This window comes from Actinoplanes sp. NPDC049548 (assembly GCF_040676695.1).
Lineage (GTDB): Bacteria > Actinomycetota > Actinomycetes > Mycobacteriales > Micromonosporaceae > Actinoplanes.
This window is the reverse complement of the sequence record NZ_JBFAPM010000011.1, coordinates 183,118-200,030: the sequence shown is the minus strand read 5'-3', so window position 1 is coordinate 200,030 and position 16,913 is coordinate 183,118. Positions and strand designations below refer to the sequence as shown.

Here is a 16,913-nt window from a genome sequence, read left to right as displayed (position 1 = left end):
GTCTGCTCGTCATTTCCGGGGTGAGAGCGGCCGGCCGCCGGTCGCCGCCGGCTGGGCGCAGGGTGTGTAGCCGGCGAGCGCGAGGCACCGCCGGAGTTCGCCCGGATCCGCGGCCTGAGGGATGGGAGCTGGATGACGAGGTCGGCACGTTGGTGGAACCGGCCTTCGGGCAGCCCGAGCCTGGCCGGTCCGTGGGTGTGCAGGAGCGCGTTGGTGGATCAGGCCTTCGAGCAGCCGGAGCCCGGCCGGGTCCGGGGGATGTGCTGCAGCTGGGCGGTCTCGGTGGCTTCGGGTTTCTGGATCAGGCTGGTCATCTGGTTGGCGCCATCGGTGTGATGACGACCCCGCGCCGCCCGGCTTCGGCCGCATCGAGCAGGCGGGGCGGCACGGCGGCGGTGTCGCTGGGTGCGGCGGCCAGCAGCGGGGCGGGTCGGTGTGCGTGTAGGTGACGCGCAACGGCCCGGCCGGCAGCAGCGCGAAAATGCGGATTGGCGAAGAAGCACCAATCCGCATTTCGTACTCGCCGACAGGCGGCTATTCAGCAGCGTCAGACGATCTTGAGCCCGTAGCGGAGCCAGTTTCCGCCACCGTTGCAGCCGTTGGCCTTGGTGGAGGAGATGGCCATCCAGAAGTCGACAAATCCAAGGGAATTCTTCGCGAAGTACTTGTCGGTGAAGTCGAAGGTCTTGGTGAAGCTGGTCTGCGCGGCCGGGACGATGGTTTTTCCAGGAGCGATGTTGATCTCGCCACTCCCTCCGCGAATGATCTTATCGCCCAGGACGATGTCCTCACCGCGGGTGTGCGTCACGGTGATCTTCATCGACTTGACGGTGATCCCACCCTTGTAGACGACCATGTTCCAGGTGACGTCGTAGATCTGTCCCCAGGATTCGCCGCACGCCGGCTTCTTCACGCACGTGATCGACTGGGTCTTCGACGTCTGCCCGACCGTGACGTTGGATTCCACGGCAATGCACGGAGAATAGGCATCCGCCATCGCCGGGGCGGGCGCCGCCAGGAGACTTGCCACCGCAGCCACCGCAACCGCTGCCATACCGATCACACGGCCACCAAAACGCTTCAGCTTCATCGTCGATTATCCCCGGGGTCAAAGAACTTAACGTCTGTTAACGCCGGGAAAGGTAGCAGCCGCATCCGAAAAGGTCAATCAGGAACCGCCGAGAACAACACCGAGTAATCTTGCAACTCCAGCAGGTGGACGGCGACGCATCATGTGCATCGCCTTTAACATGCGGCCTTCGTGCAACACCGCTTGCAGCCCAAACAGTGCCACACCCCCCAACAAGGCGACACACGTCGACCCCCATTCAACTCGGCCCGGTCGGCGCCGGAAAAGCCGAAGCCGCGCTAGTTCCTGCCGACCGTTTGGTGTCGGCCCGATGCTCGAGTGGCTGCTGGGGTTCGGGTGAACAACCATGTGTTCTCTTCGGAGCCTCACCGGGCTCGCAACCCACAGCTCATACCGTTGTTCTGGTCTGGAAAACTACGGCAGGCCAGCCCGCATTCGCTCGCGGACACAAGGTCGAGAAGGCGGCTTCGCCATCGCGGCGACCTAGGCCAGCACCTTCCGCACGCCGAAGGTGCGAGTGACGGCGGCGCTTCGACCGAAAAGGCCGACGGCGAGCCGCCGCCCCCGCACTGGAAGCGAAGCCGGTACGGCGGCAAGCAGCCGAACCTCCTCATGAGCGGTATCCGCGCCGCCTAAGGAAGGACCTCCGACCTCACTTCAGATGCCGGACGAAGAACCTGCCCCCGTCATCGCCCTCGAACTGGGGGACACCCGTGTGCCCGCCCATGTTGGCGTGCAGCGTCTTCTCCTTGCTGCCCAAGGCGTCGAACAGATCCAGGGCCGCCTGCCGGTCGTTGCCCTCGTCATCCCACTGCAACAGGACCAACAGCGGAATGGTGGCCTGCCGAGCCTCCTCGAACATCACGCGGGGCACGAAACTGCCGGCGAACAGCAGAGCGGCCGAGATGCGCGGCTCCACGACAGCCAGCTGTACGCCGATCGAGATCACCCCTCCCGAGTACCCGACCGGGCCCACGATCTCAGGCAGCGAGAGGAGGGCGTCCAGGGTGGTCCGCCACTCCGGAACCGCCAGCTCGACCAAGGGAAGGACGAGCCGGTCGACGATCTCGTCAGTGACAGGCTCGCCCGCACCCACCGCCCGCCGCAGGTCTGCCCGGGCCTCCTCAAGGGCAGCAAAACGCGGCCGGTCACCGCTGCCCGGCAGCTCGATCGTGGCCGCGGCAAAGCCATCAGCCGCCGAATGCTGGGCTCGAGTCACCAGTCGGGGGTACATCCTCTGCAACCCGCCGGGGTGGCCCATCAAGATCAGCGGGACCGGCGCAGACGCGGAAGCCGATTCCGGCGTCCACAGAATGCCGGGAATCTCGCCGAGGGTGAATCCGCGCTCGAGAACGCCGTCATCGAGGCGCTGTTCAGAAGTGAATCGCATGGTCGTGCCTTTCGGGAGTGCTCGTGAACGGCGCTCCCGGACGACCTATCGCCCGACCGTGACCCCGAAGGGGAGCACCCACGTCGACATGTACACGGGTACCACCTCCTTGTCCTTCTGCACGGCTCCCGGAAAGCTAGCAGTCATCGCCGAGACGAGCCAACAGGTTTTCGCGGTTGACGGCCGTCCACTCGTAGGCGGCGCGGATCGCGCCGACCACGCCGGTGTCACGGAGCCGGACCATCGCCACATCACCCGCCTGCGCCGCCGACTCGATGCCGCGCCAGCAGCGGTCCTGCCACCACAGCACCCAGTCCACGAGATCCGCACAGGGTTCCAGCCCGTACGCGTCGACTACCAGCCGGACCCGGCGTGCCGCGACGCGAGGGTCGACCGACGGTCCCAGCGGAACGAACTGCCAGCACAGATGAGCCACGTCGTGCACCCGGCGCCCCGGAGCGGCGATGTCCCAGTCCAGAAAGGCAACCGGCACGCCGTCGCGGTACACCGTGTTCTTCGGCGACAGGTCGTTGTGACACACCACCTCCTGGTCACCCGCCAGATCCGAGCCTGCCGTCAGGTCGTGGAACTGCCGCACCAGGCGCGCCACTCCGGCGAGGCCGGCGTCGTCCGACGGTTCGGCATCCGGCTGCCACGGCACGTGACCGTCCAGGAAGGTGAGTGTTTCCCGACCGCGGTCGTCGACTCCGAGGAAGCGCGGTGCGCCCGGCCAGTCCGCGGACTCGAAGTGCTTCAGCAGCCGGCGTACGAAGACGGGATCCGGCGGGGGAGATTTGCGCACCGTCGCACCGACCCGTACGACGTCACTGACGAAACCACCGCGCAGCGCTTCCTCCGACATGGAGTCCATCTTCGGGCCGACAGGCAAGAACGCATCATCGCGGGAAAGGACCCCAGGCCGCATCGGTCGGGACGCGCCTGCGGCTTACACCAACTGTGTTCTCGGGCGTGGCCGAAGGAGCCCGGCATCCCTCGTTCGAGTTGGTCGATAATTGACATTATGTCAACCTGAGCGTGGGGACAGCTGGGAAGGAGCCGTCGGGGGCGCAACGACGGCACTGCGGGTGCCGCGGAGGCGCCCAAAGAGCACGAAGGCTACGGCCCAAACCCCAGGAGAATCGCTCTGACAGAACCGCGCGAGCAGACGACGGATCGCCTCCGCCGCCGTTCTGCAAGAAGCTTCGCGGCCCCGTGCCGCCCTGACAAAAGCTGCACCTGCGCGGCCCCACAGCTAATCCGACACGCTGCGGCACAGTAGCTCGGATGGAGACTGCCGCCCGCGCTGCGGCGCACGTCCACCACAGCAGGTATGCAGGCGATCCTCGCACTTCCTCGGACGGGAGTTCCCTGCATAATATTCCTTATGCAGGATGAACAAGACATTCCGGCCGAAGCCCTCGTCGAGGAGTTTCTGGCGGCACGCGCCGTGCGGAAACCGTCCGAACACACCCTTCTCGCCTACCGCCGCGACCTGAACGCCATCCTGCGCATCATCGGCGAGGGCGTCACTCTCGGTGACCTCTCCCCTCGTGCGCTCCGGGCCGCCTTCGCCGAGTTCGCGGCGGGCCGGGCTCCGGCCTCGGTGTACCGGGCTTGGTCGAGCTGGAACTCGTTCTTCGGGTTCCTGGTCGTCGACGGCGTGGTGGCCGGCAATCCGATGCCTGCTGTCGGCAAGCCGCGGATGGCGACGCCCTCCCCCAAGCCGTTGCGGGGCGAGGACACGCCGGAGCAGCTGCTCGAGGCGGTCAATCATGCTGATGAGCGGCAGCGGGATCCGTGGCCGGAGCGGGATGTCGCGGTGCTGGCGCTGGCGTTGTGTGCGGGGTTGCGGTTGTCGGAGCTGCTGGCGTTGCGGACCGGTTCGGTGCTGGGGCGCGCCGGTGAGCGGCGGATCGAGGTGGCCGGTAAGGGTGGGCGGCCGCGTACGGTGCCGATCGAGCCGGAGTTGGATGCGGTGCTGGCCCGGTATGTGGAGAGCCGGCGGGTGCGGTTCGGGCGGGTGCGTCCTGACGAGCCGCTGTTGGTGGATCGGCGGGGTGCGCCGTTGCGGCGTGGTGGTCTGCAGTATCTGGTGCAGTCGTGTTTCCGGCGGGCCGGGGTGTCGGATCGGGTGCCGCGGGGGGCGCAGTTGCATGCGTTGCGGCATACGTTTGCGACGCGGTTGGCGGAGGACGGGGCGAACGCGTCGGAGATCATGCGGTTGCTGGGGCATGCGTCGTTGACGACGTCGCAGGGCTATATCGAGGTGACGGCGGCGCAGCAGCGGGCTGCGGTGCGGGCTAACCGTACGAACCGTGCGCTGGGTCGCCTGTGAGGGGAGCACTCCCCCTCACAGGCGACGGCTGTCAGCTGTTGAGGAAGCTGAGCAGGGCTTCGTTGAACTCGGTGGGGTGGCTGGTGTTGATGCCGTGCGGGCCGTCCTGGATGACGACGAGCTGGGCGCCGGGGATGGTGTCGGCGGTGCGTCGGCCGCTGTGTTCGACGGGGACGATGGCGTCGCTGTCGCCGTGGATGACCAGGGTGGGGATGCTGATCTTGGCCAGGTCGGCGCGGAAGTCGGTGAGGCCGAAGGCGGCGATGCAGTCGAGGGTGCCCTTGGCGGAGGCGGCGTGGGCGAGTTCCTGGGCGTAGCGGACCTGGTTGTCGCTGACTTTGAGGATGCCGCCGGCGGTGAAGAAGTTCTGGGCGAAGCCGTCGACGAAGGCGATGCGGTCGGTGGTGACGCCGTCCTGGAAGGACTTGATCGTGGCGTCGTCGAGGGCGCCGTCGGGGTTGTCGTCGCTCTTGTAGAGGTACGGGGGGACGGCTCCGGCGAAGACGGCTTTGGCGATGCGGCCGCTGCCGTAGGTGCCGAGGTAGCGGGCTACTTCTCCCCCGCCCATGGAGAAGCCGACGAGGGTGACGCCGGTGAGGTCGAGGTGGGTGAGCAGGGCGTCGAGGTCGGCGGCGAAGGTGTCGTAGTCGTAGCCGGTCCAGGGTTGGCTGCTCTTGCCGAAGCCGCGCCGGTCGTAGGTGATGACGCGTTTGCCGTCGGCGACGAGGGCGGGGATCTGGGCTTCCCAGCTGCGGCCGGACAGGGGCCAGCCGTGGATGAGGACGACGGGGTCGCCGGTGCCGAAGTCCTCGTAGTAGAGGTCGACTCCGGTGCTGACGGTGGTGTAGGGCATGGCGGGTCCCCTTCTCAGGCGAGGGTGAGGGTGACGTCGACGTTGCCGCGGGTGGCGTTGCTGTACGGGCAGACCTGGTGGGCGGCGTCGAGGAGCTTGCGGGCGGTGGCTTCGTCGACGCTGGGGATCTCGGCTTCGAGGGCGACGGTGAGGCCGAAGCCGCCGTTGCCGTTGGGGCCGATGCCGACGTCGACGGTGACGGCCGTGTCGGTGAGGGTGATCTTCTCTTTGCGGGCGACGGTCTTGAGGGCGCTGTGGAAGCAGGCCGCGTAGCCGGCGGCGAAGAGTTGTTCCGGGTTGGTGAGCGGGCCGCCGGGGCCGCCGAGCTCCTGCGGTACGGCGAGGTCGAGGTCGAGGACGCCGTCGCTGGAGCGGGTGTGTCCGCTGCGTCCCTCGCCGGTGGCGGTGGCGGAGGCGGTGTAGAGGGCGGTCATCGTGCGGTCTCCCGTCAGTGGGTGGTGGCTGCTGCGGCGCCGCGGAGGCGGCGGAGCAGGTCGTGCAGGGTGGCGAGCTCGTCGGCGTCGAGGTGCAGGGTGCAGCCGAGCTCGCGGGGCAGGTCGGCGACCTGGTGTTCGAGGGCGGCGCCTGCGGGGGTGGGGCTGATCCAGACGACGCGTTCGTCGTCGGTGCCGCGTTCGCGGTGGATGAGTCCCTGGTTCTCGAGGCGTTTGAGCAGCGGTGAGAGGGTGCCGCTGTCGAGGTGCAGGGCGGTGCCGAGGTCGCGGACGCTGATGCGGCCGCGGTGCCAGATGACGCGCAGGGCGACGAACTGGGGGTAGGTCAGCCCGGCGGCGTCGAGTGCGGGCCGGTAGAGGCCGGTCATGGCTCGTGACGCAGCGTAGAGCTCGAAGCAGATGAGCTGTTCGAGTCCGGTGCTCTCTGGCATGCGTCGAACGGTAGTACGCGATTTAGTTGTGCACAACTGAGGTGTGCGGGCGGCCACACTACGATCTGACCGTGATCTCTTTCGTGCCGCTGACTCCGGCGGCGATGTGGGCCCTGGTCGCTGGTGACGTGGCGCGGGCCGGTGCGCTCGCCGGTGTCGCGCTGACCCCGTGGATGCGCAGTGAGAGCTGGCTGTGGGAGATCCGGGCGCGCCAGGTGGAGCAGGATCCCGCGGCGGCCGAGTGGGTGGCACGGGCGGCGGTCGCCGACGGGCGGGTCGTGGGCCACGCCGGTTTCCACGGTCCCCCGGATGACGAGGGTCGCGTCGAGGTCGGGTATTCGGTCGATCCGGCGTACCGCAGACGGGGTTTCGCGAAGGCGATGCTCGCCGAGCTGATCCGCCGCGCCGAGGGTGACCCCCGGGTCCGGGTGGTGCGGGCAAGCATCCGGCCGGACAACGAGGCGTCCCTGGCGACGATCGCCGGGTTCGGGTTCGTGAAGGTCGGCGAGCAGTGGGATGAGGAGGACGGGCTGGAGATCGTCTACGAGCGCGCGGTGAGCGGCCCCGGATCGAGGTGAACGACGAGGGGGCGGTGGTCGGAGACGGCGACGGCCGGGGTGCGGATCTGCACGACGGGGCCGAGGCGCGCGGCGTCGCGCGGATGGGTCAGGATGTGGTCGAGCTGGGCGCGGGGCGCCGGGCTCGGGTACGTGGGCCGGCGGGCGAGGCTGCGCCAGCCGGTGAAGGCGCGTACCGGGCCGGACGGCATGTTGAGGTCGCCGAGCAGGACCCGGGGTGCGGGCAGCGAGCGCAGGGCGCGGACGGCGGCGCGCAGCTGGCGGACGTTCCAGCCGGGCACGAAGGACAGGTGGGTGGTGGCGACTGTCATCGGGCCGGTCGGCGCGTCGATCACGGCGGCGATCATGACGCGGGGTTCGTCCTTGAGCAGCAGCAGGCCGCCGTCGGGCCCGGGAGCCCAGACGGGTGAGCGTACGGGTGCCGCGGGCAGCTCGGTGATCTGCCAGCGGGCCACCGGGTAGCGGCTGACCAGGGCGATGCCGTAAAGCGGGTGGACGTTGTCGGCCTCGGAGCGCCAGGGCCGCCAGGTCTCCCCCGGCGTGCCGGCGACGGCGGCGGCGAAGCGGTGGGCGGGTGCGCCGAGGGCGTCGGCGGCGATGGCGGTGAGGTCGAGGTGGCCGCTGCGGGGCTGGGCCCGGTCGACCTCCTGCAGGCCGAGGACGTCGGCGTCGAGGTCGGCGACGGCCGCGGCGACGCGGTCGGCGTGTACGTTGCCGTCGGAGAGGGACCTGCCGTGCAGCAGGTTGAAGGTGGCCAGGCGCACGGAACAAGACACTATCGAGCGGCGAGGTGATGCGGTGTTCAAGGCGGTGTGCTGTGCGGCGTCGGTGTTCGTTCTGATCGGGATGGCGGGGATCTGGCTGCGGCGCCGCCGTGGCCGGTGATCTTGGATGACAATGGGCGGATGACCGACGATCTCATCGCCCGGCTCGAGGAGCAGGAGCGGCGGCTGACGTTCACCCGCTTCGACAACGCGGACGCGTGGCACCTGGGCAGCCTGCTGGTGGATCTGGCCACCGGCAGGGACCTGCCGGTGGCCGTCGACATCCGGCGCGGGACCCAGCAGCTGTTCCACGCGGCGCTGCCGGGCAGCACGGCGGACAACGACCATTGGATCGCGCGCAAGGTGCGGGTGGTGGAGCGCTTCGCCGCGTCGTCGTATCTGGTGGGCCGGCGGCTCGCGGCCAAGGGCGACGCGCTGGACGCGAAGTACGGGGTGGATCCGGCGGACTACGCGGCCCACGGCGGTGCTTTTCCCGTACGCGTGGAGGGTGTGGGTGTGGTCGGGGTGGTGACCGTGTCGGGGTTGCCGCAGGCCGACGACCACGCCCTGGTGGTCGAGGCGATCGAGACCTACTTGGCGGACTGAGCCAGCGCGGCCTCCACGCTCGCCTTGTCGAAGCCGAGCTCGCCGAGCACCCCGCCGCCCTGGGCCTCCTCGAGCAGGGCGAGCACGATGTGGCCGGTGTCGACGAGGTCGTCACCGAGCCGCAGCGCCTCCCGGAAGGTCAGTTCGAGCACCTTGCGGCAGCGGGCGTCGAACGGGATGAGCTCGGGCAGGGCGCCGCCGGGCGCCTCGGGCAGCGCGGCCATGGCGGCGTCACGCACCCGCCCGAAGGCCCCGAGGGCGGCGTGGGCGCGGGCACCCGGGACGTCGAGCATGCCCAGCAGCAGGTGCTCGGGGTGGATCTCGGGCTGCCCGGTGGCACGGGCGGCGGTCATCGCGCCGACGACGGTGGCGCGGGCGTCGTCGGCGAAGCGGCTGAAGCCCTGGGACGGGTCGAGGTCGGCCTTGGGCACGAAGCGCTTCTGGGCGGCCTGCTTGGAGACGCCCATGCTGCGGCCGATGTCGGTCCAGGAGGCGCCGGAGCGCCGGGCCTGGTCGACGAAGTGGCCGATGACGTGGTCGGCGAGCTCGCCGAGGTGGTCGGCGAGCAGCACCGCGTCGGAGAGTCGCTCGAGCGGGGCGTCGGGCCGGTTCTTGGTGATCGCGTGGATCAGGTCGTCGAGCCGCACCGGCGGCGTGATCTGGGTCATGCGTCAACTTTAGGTTGACGGTCGGATCGCCGTCAACCACGAGTTGACGCGTACGCTCAGCGCTCATGTACCTGAACCCCGTCCGGCACATCACCGTCGACGCGCACGACCCGTGGCGCCTCGCCGCCTTCTGGACCGAGGTCACCGGCTACACCGTCGGCGACGACGACGCACCCGGCGACGACGAGGTGCTGCTCAGCGCCCCCGAGCCCGGTGCACCCGGCATCCTGTTCATCCGCGTACCCGACGACAAGGTCGCCAAGAACCGCGTCCACCTGGACATCCAGCCGCCGACGGGCACCCGCGACGAGACCGTCGCCCGGCTGCTGCAGGCCGGCGCCACCCTGCACGAGGACCACCGCACCGGCGACGGGCTCGGCTGGGTCACGCTGCGCGACCCCGAAGGCAACGAGTTCTGCGTCGAACGCAGCGCCGTCGAGCGCGGCCTCGCCCCGCAATGACCGCACTCGTCCTGCGCCCGTGGCGCGACAACGACGCGCCGGCACTCATGGCGGCCGCCGGTGATCCGGCCCTGCACCGCTGGACGTCCCTGCGCGTGGAACACCGCGACGAAGCCACCGCCTGGCTCACCGCGCAGCACGACGGTTGGGTCACCGGCAACCGCTACAGCTTCGCCATCGTCGACGAGCAGGACACCGTGCTGGGCCACGTCGCCCTGAAAAGCCCCGGCGCGCCGGCGACCGAGGCCGAGGTCGGCTACTGGACCGCCGCCCACGCCCGCGGCCGCGGCGTCGCCCCGCGCGCGGTGAAGATCATCACGGGTTGGGCCTTCACCACGTTCCCCCACCTGCGGCGGTTGCGCTTACTGCACCAGGTGGACAACACGGCGTCGTGCCGGGTCGCGGTCAAGAGCGGGTACGCGTACGAGCAGACGCTGGCGGCCGAGCACCCGTACCCGCGCGAAGGCCACCTGCACGTCCACCCGCATCCGGCGCTTCTGAGGAGGTCCGGGGGCGCAGCAACAGGGCAGCCATCGCCCCGGCGGCGACGACCACGACGCTGAAGGTGTTCAGCGCCGTGGTGAGCGCCACCGCGCTGACCGCCGCCGCGGCGATGAGGGCGCCGGCCACGGCCGCGACGGCGTCACTGACGAAGAAGGCGGCCGAGACCCGGCCGAGCGAGGCGTTCGGCGTTGCCGTCTGCAGACGATGCCCGACGGCGACCAGGGCCACGGCGCCGGGCACGCCGGCCGCCGTCACGGCCGCGACGGCGAGCAAGAGGCTTGCGGCGTTGACCATGGCCAGGAAACTCAACCCCACCGCCGCATAAGCGACGGTCAGGATGGTGCGGGTGGCGTACCGGACGATGAGGGTTCTGCTGATCGCCGACCCGGCGAGATACCCGACACCCAGCCCGGCGATGAGGTAGCCCAGCGCCTGCCCGGACCCGGGTAGCCGGCTCGCCGTGAACGGGACCAGCAGCGCCGTCAGAGCGGCGTTACCCGTCCAGTAGATCCAGCTGACGGCGAGGAGTCCCCGGAGTACGGGCGTACGGAGGATGTGGCGCAGTCCGTCGCCCAGCTCCCGGCCCACGCGCGTGGTGCGGGGGTGGATGGGGTCCCGAAGCCCGATCGGGACACCGGAGATGATCGCGGCCGCGACGGCGTAGCTGAGCGCGTCGATGACGACGACGGCGTCGAACCAGCCGCGCGAGACGAGGAACGTACCCGCCAGGGGCCCGACCATCCGCAGGGCGCTGTCGCTGAAGGCCGAGAGCGAGTTGGCGGAGGCGAGGTCGTGCTCATCGCGTACGAGCGTCGGTGTCACCGCCCGGAGAGCGGGTCGCAGGAAGCAGACGGCGATGTTCTCGATGACCAGCCCCGCGAGAATGAACCCCGCGCGGGCCGGCGTGGTGGCCAGCAACATCAGGCACACCCCGGCGGCACTCGCGATGTTGGCCCCCACCAGGATCCGGCCGCGAGGCCAGCGGTCGATCGCGACGCCTGCCCACGGGCCGACCACCACGGCCGGCACGGCTTGAGCGGCGAGAGCGAGCCCGGTCGACACGGCCGACCCGGTGAGGACGAAGACCTGCAAGGGGACGGCCATGACGAGCAACCACGTCCCGAGGGAGTCGATCGTCGTCGCCACCCACAGCCGGCGGAAGTCGCGCAGGCCTAGCACCCTCGTCACCATACGGCGAAGCTATTTCAACAGAACAGTCTGTGGCAAACTTTGTTCTGTGGAGATAGCAGATCTGGGCAACCGACTGCGGAACCGGCGGCTGGCGACGGGCCGGACCATCGCCGCCGTCGCTGCGGACGCCGGGCTCTCCGTGCCGTACATCGCCAACCTGGAGAACGGCCGTGGCAACCCGACGCTGTCCGCCGTCAACCGCCTCGGGTCGGCGCTCGGCGTGGAGCTGGTCCTCCGGGCGGCCGACGACGGCACCGAGCCGGAACCGCCGGGCGCCCTACCGGACACGCTCGTGCAGTTCTCTCGGACGCCCCGGTTCTCCAGCGAGACCGCACGGTTGGCGCGGATCACCCGGGCGCCGGAAGACCTGACCAGGGAGCGGCTGCTGCACGCGATGGCAGCCATGGGCGCCCTGGCCGGCAGACCGCTGGCAGAGCTCGACTGGCACCGGCTGCTCGACGCCGCAGTCCTGGTCGCCCGCGCCTGAGCGGAGTCAGCCGTGGCGGGCGGCTTCCTTGCGGCCGCGCTTGCCCAGCGGGGTCTGCGACAGGTCCACCGCCTGGGCGGTCAGGTTCTTGTACGCGTACCCGTGGGAGGTCAGCCACCGCTGCGCCGCGGCCTGCCCGCGGGCCGTCACCGCCGGGATGTCGCTCTCCTCGGCCACCGTCTCCGCGTAGCGGAAGGTGAAGAACGGCCGCGCGGCGATGTCGTAGGTCATCGACCCCTCGGCGGTGAACGCCGCGAACGCGACGTCGTGCCGGGCCGCGTCGGCGAGCAGCTCGGCGCGCTGGGCGTCGGTGAGGGCGTCGAAGGCGCCGCGGACGGTGACCCGGATCGTGCGTGCACTCATGACCGCGACGGTAGAGCCGCCGCGGGCCCGCGACACCTCAATTACCGGCCGAACGCCGTGAGGAACCGGTCACGGAAGTCGTCCATGGGCCACACCGGCGCCTGCGGGTCCGGCTTCAGGCCCGGCGTCCAGCCCCAGGAGTCGATGCGGTCGAGGACCTTCGGGTCGTGCGCGACGATCGTCACCGGCACGTCGCGGCTGGCACCGTCGCCGACCACGATCGGCGGCGGCTGATGGTCGCCGAGGAAGACCAGGACCAGGTTGTCGTCGCCGTACGTGCGCACCCAGGACAGCAGCGTGCCGATCGAGTACGCGATCGACTGCGAGTACCCCGCCCGCACGTCGGCGGGGTCCTTCCAGACCTCCTCGGCGGGACGGCCCCGGGCGTGCTGGGCCTGGTACACCGAGCCGTCGCCGAGCTGGTCCCAGCCGACCATCGACGGCAGCGGCGCCCACGGCATGTGACTGGACACCAGGGTCACCTCGGCCGCCAGCGGACCCCGGCCGGGACGCTTGTACTCCTCGTCGGTGAACGACTTGAGGGTGAACTGGTCGGGCACCGGGCCCCAGCCGAACACCGGGCCGTGGTAGCCCAGCGTGTGGGAGTCGTACACGCGGTCGTAGCCGTAGAACTGACCCTCGGGCCACGCGTACGTGACACCCGGCTCGACCCCGACGGTCTGCCAGGCGCCGGCCTTGTGGAACGCGCCGGTGAGGGTGAGCCGGTCACCGGCGACCAGGCTGCGGTAGCGCTGCTCGTTGTCGATCCACACCCCGGACTGCAGCGTGGAGTGCGCCAGCCAGCTGCCACCACCGGCGGTCGGCGACGTCAGGAAGCCGCTGCGCGCGGCGTACCCGTCGGCGGCGAGCTGTTTGGTGCCGGTGGCGAGCAGTCCGCCGATCGGCGCGTTGAGCTTGGGGTCCTCGATCGCCGAACGGCCGTAGCTCTCCACGAACGCGAGCAGCACGTCTTTGCCGCGCAGCCCGCCCAGCAGCGACGCCGGAGCGGTGTCCTTGAACGCGTCCGTGGCCACCTCGGCGCCGAACGCCTGCCGGTCGCGGACCGCGGCGGGCACCTTCAGCACGTTGTCGCGCGCCAGGGCCGCCGCGCTGTCGGAGGCGACGTACACGCCGGGCACGAATGACGTACCCAGCAGGGCCAGCGCCAGCCACGCCACCGCGGCGACCCCCACCGTGCCGCGCGCCGCGTCGCGGTGCCGGGCCGCGACCGAAGCGAGCCGCTGTACGGCGAGCACCATGCCGCCGAGCACGCCGACGGCCAGCAGCACCGCCCCCACCGCCGCGGCCACGGCCGTGCCACCCCCGTAGGAGCCGTCCACGAACCTGTACCCGTCGGCGAGCAGCGGCCAGTCCAGCACCGGGTCGAACGGGCGCGACAGCACCGAGAAGAACCCGATGTCGACGACCTTCACCACGGTCAGCAGGCCGAGCACCGCACCGAGCACGCCGGCGGTGATGCCCCGTGCCCGTGCCGGCAGCACGAGCAGCACGGCGAGCGCGGCGACGGCCTCCACGGGTACGCGCACGAGCGCGGCCCACGGCGACGATCCGGCCGGCAGCCGGGTCACCTGATCGGGGACGACCAGGGCGAGGAAGACGAACAGGCCGGCGAGGCCGGTGACGGCCCATGCGGCGGCGCGGCGCTTGCGTGACACGCGACATTCCCTTTGTTCGAGCCATGGCGGCGGCAGGAGCGTACCCCCGTACCGAGCACACGCCTGGGGTGCCGGTTGCGGTTCAGCACGTCTCCGGTCGTACCGGCGACAGCTCGTTCATCACCGGTTGCGGCGAAAGCTCGACGGTGGCGCCGCCGGCGAGGCTATCGAGCGGGATGTCGACCGTGTACCGGAAGTTCGTCCACACATCGACCCCGACCGGCCAGGTCAGCTCACGCAGCGGCACCTGCTCCGCGAACCCCGCCGGCACGTCTCCCACGGTGACCGTCGGCGTCGACCTCTCCGGCGCGTCGTCGGCGATCTCCCACAGCGGCTGGCGGCCCGGCCCGGTGATCTGCACCCGGCCGAGGTAGCTGTCGGGGCTGCACTGCCCGCCGATGGTCAGGACCAGCCGGCCGTCGGCGAGCCGGGCCGACAGCCAGGCGTCGTCGCCGGAACACCCGGACGCCACGGAACCGGCGGCGAGCAGAAGGGCGACGGCGATGCCGCGGCGCACGAGCGACATGGCCGACACATTAACAGCCGGGTGTGCAACTGTAACCATTGACATATTCCGATGGGTAAATAGGCTGGCCACATTCGCACAAAGCTTCACGGGGGAGCTGAATGCATGTGTGTGCCGCACGCTCAGGCGCCTCCATCCGTGCTCGGAACCTCACGATGAGGAGACGTTTGTGCCTTTTCGCCTATCGTCCGTCAGACGCTCGTCCCTCGCGGCGGCCGCATTGACCGCGGCACTCGTCGCGACGCAGGCCGTACCGGCTCCCGCGCTCGCCCACTGGAACGGCACGGGTCAGCTCAACGCGTACATCAGCATCTACCCGTACAACTACAACGACACGTGGATGGCGCCGCTCGACCGTTCGCTGTCGAACTGGAACGCGACCGCCAGCCCGGCGTACTTCTACAAGGACCGGCTGTCGAACTCCACCCTGACGGTCACGTCCTACAGCGACACCTGGTACGGCTACTACCAGGCGTGCGGATCGTCCTGCATGTACGTGCGCGTGAACTCCCGCACGATCAACCGGGACGCCAGCAACTGGAGCAACTTCGTCACCAGCGTCGTGGTGCACGAGCTCGGCCACGGCCTGAACCTCGCGCACAACGACATCACCTCGATCATGAACCACGGCCGGAACCGGAACTCCATGACCACCCCGCAATCGCACGACGTGGCGGACGTCAACGCCTACTACTAGGGAGTTCCGTATGAAGCCGCAACTGATAGCCCGTGCCGCCGGCGCCCTCGTCCTGGTAGCAGCCACCGCCGCGTGCGCCACCGAGGCCGGCCACGCCCACCACCCCGACAACGTCCTCTACCGCGCCGACTACCCGTCCTACCGCACCGCCGACGAGCTCTTCGAGCGGGCGACCGTGGTCGTCCAGGGACGGATCGCCTCCGGCAAGCAGGTCATCCGCGTGGTGCAGGCACCGCCACAAGGAAAGACGCTCGCGGCGCCGCAGGAAGCCGAACGCCGAGAGGGAATGGTCGTCACCGTCCGCACGGTCACCGTCTCGCGGGTCTTCAAGGGAGCCGTCCAACCGGGCGACGTCGTACAGGTCAAACAACTGGGCGGCAAGCTGGACGGCGTCACCTACTCCGAGGAGCACGGCGTCCCGCTGCAGGACAATGGGCAGTACACGCTCTTCCTGGAAACGTACGCCGACCAGCCGGCGTCGCTGCTGAACCCGGTCCAGGCGCAATACCCCGTCGAATCCGGTAACGCCCTGCGCTCACTGCCCGGAAACGAGATCAGCACCTCGATCACCCAGCTTGCTAAGCTGGCCCGCGATTAGTGGCGAAGGGGGCGCAGTGTCCGGCATCGGCATTCCCTGGCCACGACTCTGCGCCCTCCTCGGCGGCATTCTCGTCCTCGCGGCCTGCGGATCCGGCGGCTCCGAAACGACCTACTGGAGCCACGGCGGCGACAAGACCGAGAACGTCGAGTCGTACGCGGGCGCAAAGCACTGCGGTTGGCAGGACGTCACCTTCCTGCACATCCAATGGCCGCTGCCCGGGCAGACCGGCGAGGCGGCGAACCGGCAGTACGTCAGAGACCCGAAGGGACGGCTCGGAGCGGACGTACGCACGCCGTACGTCGCCGGGACCCGGTTGCCGGCCGACGCCCGCACCACCGACTACACCGGCCCCGACGGGCAGCAACTCTGGCTGGCGCCGAGCACCGCCGAGACCTTGGCGTACGTGGTGTACCCGGACTCCCAGCAGGTGGAGGCCTGGCCCCGCACGACCCGGACACTCGGCTGCGACTGAGCGCGTCACCAGCTGGCTCGAACCCGTCACCGATGAGGTGTACGACAGGCGATCCGTTGGAGGTGCCGACCGCGGCGGTCGATTACGTCGCGGAGCAGGTCGGCGCGGCGGACCCGTCGAAGGTGAAGGAGTATCTGCGGCGCCGGCCGACCCGGTTCGAGCACCAGCGGGAGATCGCGGCGGCGTACGGGTACATCGACTTCGCCGCGGCGGAGCGGGAGCTCGTGCGCTGGATCGACGATCGAGCGTGGACGAGCGGGGACGGGCCGATGGCGCTGTTCAACGCGGCGGTGGGCTGGCTACGCGAGCGCAAGGTGTTGTTGCCGGCGGTGAGCACCCTGACCCGGCTGGTGGCGCAGGTGCGCTCGCAGGCCACCGACCGGCTGTATGAACGGCTGTCCGCTCTGGTGTCGGCCGAGCAGGCCGGGCTGCTGGAGGAATTGCTCGACGTTCCCGACGGGCACCGGTATGGTCCGCGCGTTGCCGCGGGCCGGTGAGGTCGCCGGGTTGGGGCTGGGAGATGTGGACGTCGCGGTGGTGCCGCGCCGTCGGGTGTGGGAGCTGGCCCGCTACGGGCTGGAGGCCAAGGCGCCGACGCTGCGCCGGCACCCGTACCAGCGGAAGCTGGCCGGCCGTTTCACGGCAGCGTCCCGCCAGGTGTCGGAGCAGTGACGATCCGATCCAGACGAAGTTCCGGATCGGCGCCAGGCGCGCAGCGGTGATGCCGGCCGGCAAAGAGCTGTGCGCAGCGACCGGAATAGTGTG

At 69.9% G+C, this 16,913-nt stretch carries 22 protein-coding genes and 1 pseudogene; 11 read left to right on the top strand and 12 right to left on the bottom strand.

Annotation, left to right across the window (positions count from 1 at the left end):
* Positions 1 to 547: 547 nt before the first annotated feature.
* The 3 genes from AB0J80_RS22625 to AB0J80_RS22615 all read right to left on the bottom strand — a co-directional run bounded on the left by AB0J80_RS22625 (position 548) and on the right by AB0J80_RS22615 (position 3,342).
* Positions 548 to 1,090 (bottom strand): hypothetical protein, encoded by a 543-nt coding sequence (locus AB0J80_RS22625; RefSeq protein WP_364708021.1) that lies wholly within the window; start codon positions 1,088 to 1,090, stop codon positions 548 to 550.
* A 652-nt stretch (positions 1,091 to 1,742) separates the two neighbouring features.
* Positions 1,743 to 2,480: an alpha/beta hydrolase gene (locus AB0J80_RS22620; protein WP_364708019.1), complete on the bottom strand. Its 738-nt coding sequence runs from the start codon at positions 2,478 to 2,480 to the stop codon at positions 1,743 to 1,745.
* 136 nt (positions 2,481 to 2,616) lie between these two features.
* Complete coding sequence (locus AB0J80_RS22615; protein ID WP_364708016.1) at positions 2,617 to 3,342, bottom strand: phosphotransferase; 726 nt, start codon at positions 3,340 to 3,342, stop codon at positions 2,617 to 2,619.
* 522 nt (positions 3,343 to 3,864) lie between these two features.
* On the opposite strand from AB0J80_RS22615, the gene AB0J80_RS22610 reads away from it, so the two are divergent.
* Positions 3,865 to 4,815, top strand: coding sequence for a tyrosine-type recombinase/integrase (locus tag AB0J80_RS22610; RefSeq protein WP_364708233.1), 951 nt, complete (start codon positions 3,865 to 3,867; stop codon positions 4,813 to 4,815).
* A gap of 31 nt (positions 4,816 to 4,846) precedes the next feature.
* Here the strand turns inward: AB0J80_RS22610 and AB0J80_RS22605 are convergent, their stop codons facing one another.
* Genes AB0J80_RS22605 through AB0J80_RS22595 form a run of 3 tightly spaced genes read right to left on the bottom strand, consistent with a single transcriptional unit; the run spans position 4,847 to position 6,554 of the window.
* Positions 4,847 to 5,668, bottom strand: a complete 822-nt coding sequence (locus AB0J80_RS22605; protein ID WP_364708014.1) for an alpha/beta hydrolase — start codon at positions 5,666 to 5,668, stop codon at positions 4,847 to 4,849.
* Positions 5,669 to 5,682: 14 nt separating this feature from the next.
* Positions 5,683 to 6,102: an organic hydroperoxide resistance protein gene (locus tag AB0J80_RS22600; protein WP_364708011.1), complete on the bottom strand. Its 420-nt coding sequence runs from the start codon at positions 6,100 to 6,102 to the stop codon at positions 5,683 to 5,685.
* 14 nt (positions 6,103 to 6,116) lie between these two features.
* Positions 6,117 to 6,554, bottom strand: a complete 438-nt coding sequence (locus AB0J80_RS22595) for a MarR family transcriptional regulator (protein WP_364708009.1) — start codon at positions 6,552 to 6,554, stop codon at positions 6,117 to 6,119.
* A gap of 71 nt (positions 6,555 to 6,625) precedes the next feature.
* Here AB0J80_RS22595 and AB0J80_RS22590 point away from each other — a divergent pair, with 71 nt between their 5' ends.
* Complete coding sequence (locus AB0J80_RS22590) at positions 6,626 to 7,132, top strand: GNAT family protein (RefSeq protein ID WP_364708006.1); 507 nt, start codon at positions 6,626 to 6,628, stop codon at positions 7,130 to 7,132.
* On the opposite strand, the gene AB0J80_RS22585 is transcribed toward AB0J80_RS22590, so the two are convergent.
* Positions 7,096 to 7,896, bottom strand: coding sequence for an endonuclease/exonuclease/phosphatase family protein (locus tag AB0J80_RS22585; protein WP_364708003.1), 801 nt, complete (start codon positions 7,894 to 7,896; stop codon positions 7,096 to 7,098). The genes AB0J80_RS22590 and AB0J80_RS22585 overlap by 37 nt on opposite strands.
* A 141-nt stretch (positions 7,897 to 8,037) precedes the next feature.
* Between AB0J80_RS22585 and AB0J80_RS22580 the strand changes: the two genes are divergently transcribed.
* On the top strand, positions 8,038 to 8,502 hold the full coding sequence (locus tag AB0J80_RS22580) for a heme-degrading domain-containing protein (protein ID WP_364708002.1): 465 nt from the start codon (positions 8,038 to 8,040) through the stop codon (positions 8,500 to 8,502).
* Here the strand turns inward: AB0J80_RS22580 and AB0J80_RS22575 are convergent.
* Positions 8,487 to 9,170: a Clp protease N-terminal domain-containing protein gene (locus AB0J80_RS22575; RefSeq protein WP_364707999.1), complete on the bottom strand. Its 684-nt coding sequence runs from the start codon at positions 9,168 to 9,170 to the stop codon at positions 8,487 to 8,489. The two genes, AB0J80_RS22580 and AB0J80_RS22575, sit on opposite strands and share 16 nt — an antisense overlap.
* A 65-nt stretch (positions 9,171 to 9,235) precedes the next feature.
* Between AB0J80_RS22575 and AB0J80_RS22570 the strand changes: the two genes are divergently transcribed.
* Together AB0J80_RS22570 and AB0J80_RS22565 are read left to right on the top strand one after the other, a co-directional pair.
* Positions 9,236 to 9,631 carry a VOC family protein gene (locus tag AB0J80_RS22570; protein ID WP_364707996.1) on the top strand — a complete coding sequence of 132 codons (396 nt, stop codon included), beginning with the start codon at positions 9,236 to 9,238 and terminating at the stop codon, positions 9,629 to 9,631.
* Positions 9,628 to 10,194, top strand: coding sequence for a GNAT family N-acetyltransferase (locus tag AB0J80_RS22565; RefSeq protein WP_364707994.1), 567 nt, complete (start codon positions 9,628 to 9,630; stop codon positions 10,192 to 10,194). The genes AB0J80_RS22570 and AB0J80_RS22565 overlap by 4 nt, the downstream gene beginning before the upstream one ends.
* On the opposite strand, the pseudogene AB0J80_RS22560 reads toward AB0J80_RS22565, so the two are convergent.
* Positions 10,190 to 11,326 (bottom strand): annotated as a pseudogene (locus AB0J80_RS22560) (MFS transporter); the annotation flags it as partial. The gene AB0J80_RS22565 and the pseudogene AB0J80_RS22560 sit on opposite strands and share 5 nt — an antisense overlap.
* A gap of 46 nt (positions 11,327 to 11,372) precedes the next feature.
* Between AB0J80_RS22560 and AB0J80_RS22555 the strand changes: the two are divergent.
* Positions 11,373 to 11,813 carry a helix-turn-helix transcriptional regulator gene (locus AB0J80_RS22555; RefSeq protein WP_364707991.1) on the top strand — a complete coding sequence of 147 codons (441 nt, stop codon included), beginning with the start codon at positions 11,373 to 11,375 and terminating at the stop codon, positions 11,811 to 11,813.
* A gap of 6 nt (positions 11,814 to 11,819) precedes the next feature.
* Here the strand turns inward: AB0J80_RS22555 and AB0J80_RS22550 are convergent, their stop codons facing one another.
* The 3 genes from AB0J80_RS22550 to AB0J80_RS22540 all read right to left on the bottom strand — a co-directional run bounded on the left by AB0J80_RS22550 (position 11,820) and on the right by AB0J80_RS22540 (position 14,378).
* Positions 11,820 to 12,176 carry a DUF6204 family protein gene (locus AB0J80_RS22550; RefSeq protein ID WP_364707988.1) on the bottom strand — a complete coding sequence of 119 codons (357 nt, stop codon included), beginning with the start codon at positions 12,174 to 12,176 and terminating at the stop codon, positions 11,820 to 11,822.
* A 41-nt stretch (positions 12,177 to 12,217) separates the two neighbouring features.
* Entirely contained in the window at positions 12,218 to 13,852 is a 1,635-nt protein-coding gene (locus AB0J80_RS22545) for a sulfatase (protein WP_364707985.1), read from the bottom strand.
* An 82-nt stretch (positions 13,853 to 13,934) separates the two neighbouring features.
* Positions 13,935 to 14,378 carry a hypothetical protein gene (locus AB0J80_RS22540; RefSeq protein ID WP_364707982.1) on the bottom strand — a complete coding sequence of 148 codons (444 nt, stop codon included), beginning with the start codon at positions 14,376 to 14,378 and terminating at the stop codon, positions 13,935 to 13,937.
* Between the two features lie 220 nt (positions 14,379 to 14,598).
* On the opposite strand from AB0J80_RS22540, the gene AB0J80_RS22535 reads away from it, so the two are divergent.
* The 5 genes from AB0J80_RS22535 to AB0J80_RS22515 are packed head-to-tail and all read left to right on the top strand — an operon-like array spanning position 14,599 to position 16,820.
* Entirely contained in the window at positions 14,599 to 15,075 is a 477-nt protein-coding gene (locus AB0J80_RS22535; protein WP_364707980.1) for a hypothetical protein, read from the top strand.
* Positions 15,076 to 15,085: 10 nt separating this feature from the next.
* Positions 15,086 to 15,673: a hypothetical protein gene (locus tag AB0J80_RS22530; protein ID WP_364707978.1), complete on the top strand. Its 588-nt coding sequence runs from the start codon at positions 15,086 to 15,088 to the stop codon at positions 15,671 to 15,673.
* A gap of 16 nt (positions 15,674 to 15,689) precedes the next feature.
* A complete protein-coding gene (locus AB0J80_RS22525) occupies positions 15,690 to 16,148 on the top strand; it encodes a hypothetical protein (RefSeq protein WP_364707975.1) in 459 nt (152 codons plus the stop codon).
* Between the two features lie 56 nt (positions 16,149 to 16,204).
* On the top strand, positions 16,205 to 16,645 hold the full coding sequence (locus AB0J80_RS22520; RefSeq protein ID WP_364707972.1) for a DUF4158 domain-containing protein: 441 nt from the start codon (positions 16,205 to 16,207) through the stop codon (positions 16,643 to 16,645).
* The gene (locus tag AB0J80_RS22515; protein ID WP_364707969.1) at positions 16,629 to 16,820 is read left to right on the top strand and encodes a hypothetical protein; all 192 of its coding nucleotides are present in this window, start codon (positions 16,629 to 16,631) and stop codon (positions 16,818 to 16,820) included. The genes AB0J80_RS22520 and AB0J80_RS22515 overlap by 17 nt, the downstream gene beginning before the upstream one ends.
* Positions 16,821 to 16,913 lie beyond the last annotated feature (93 nt).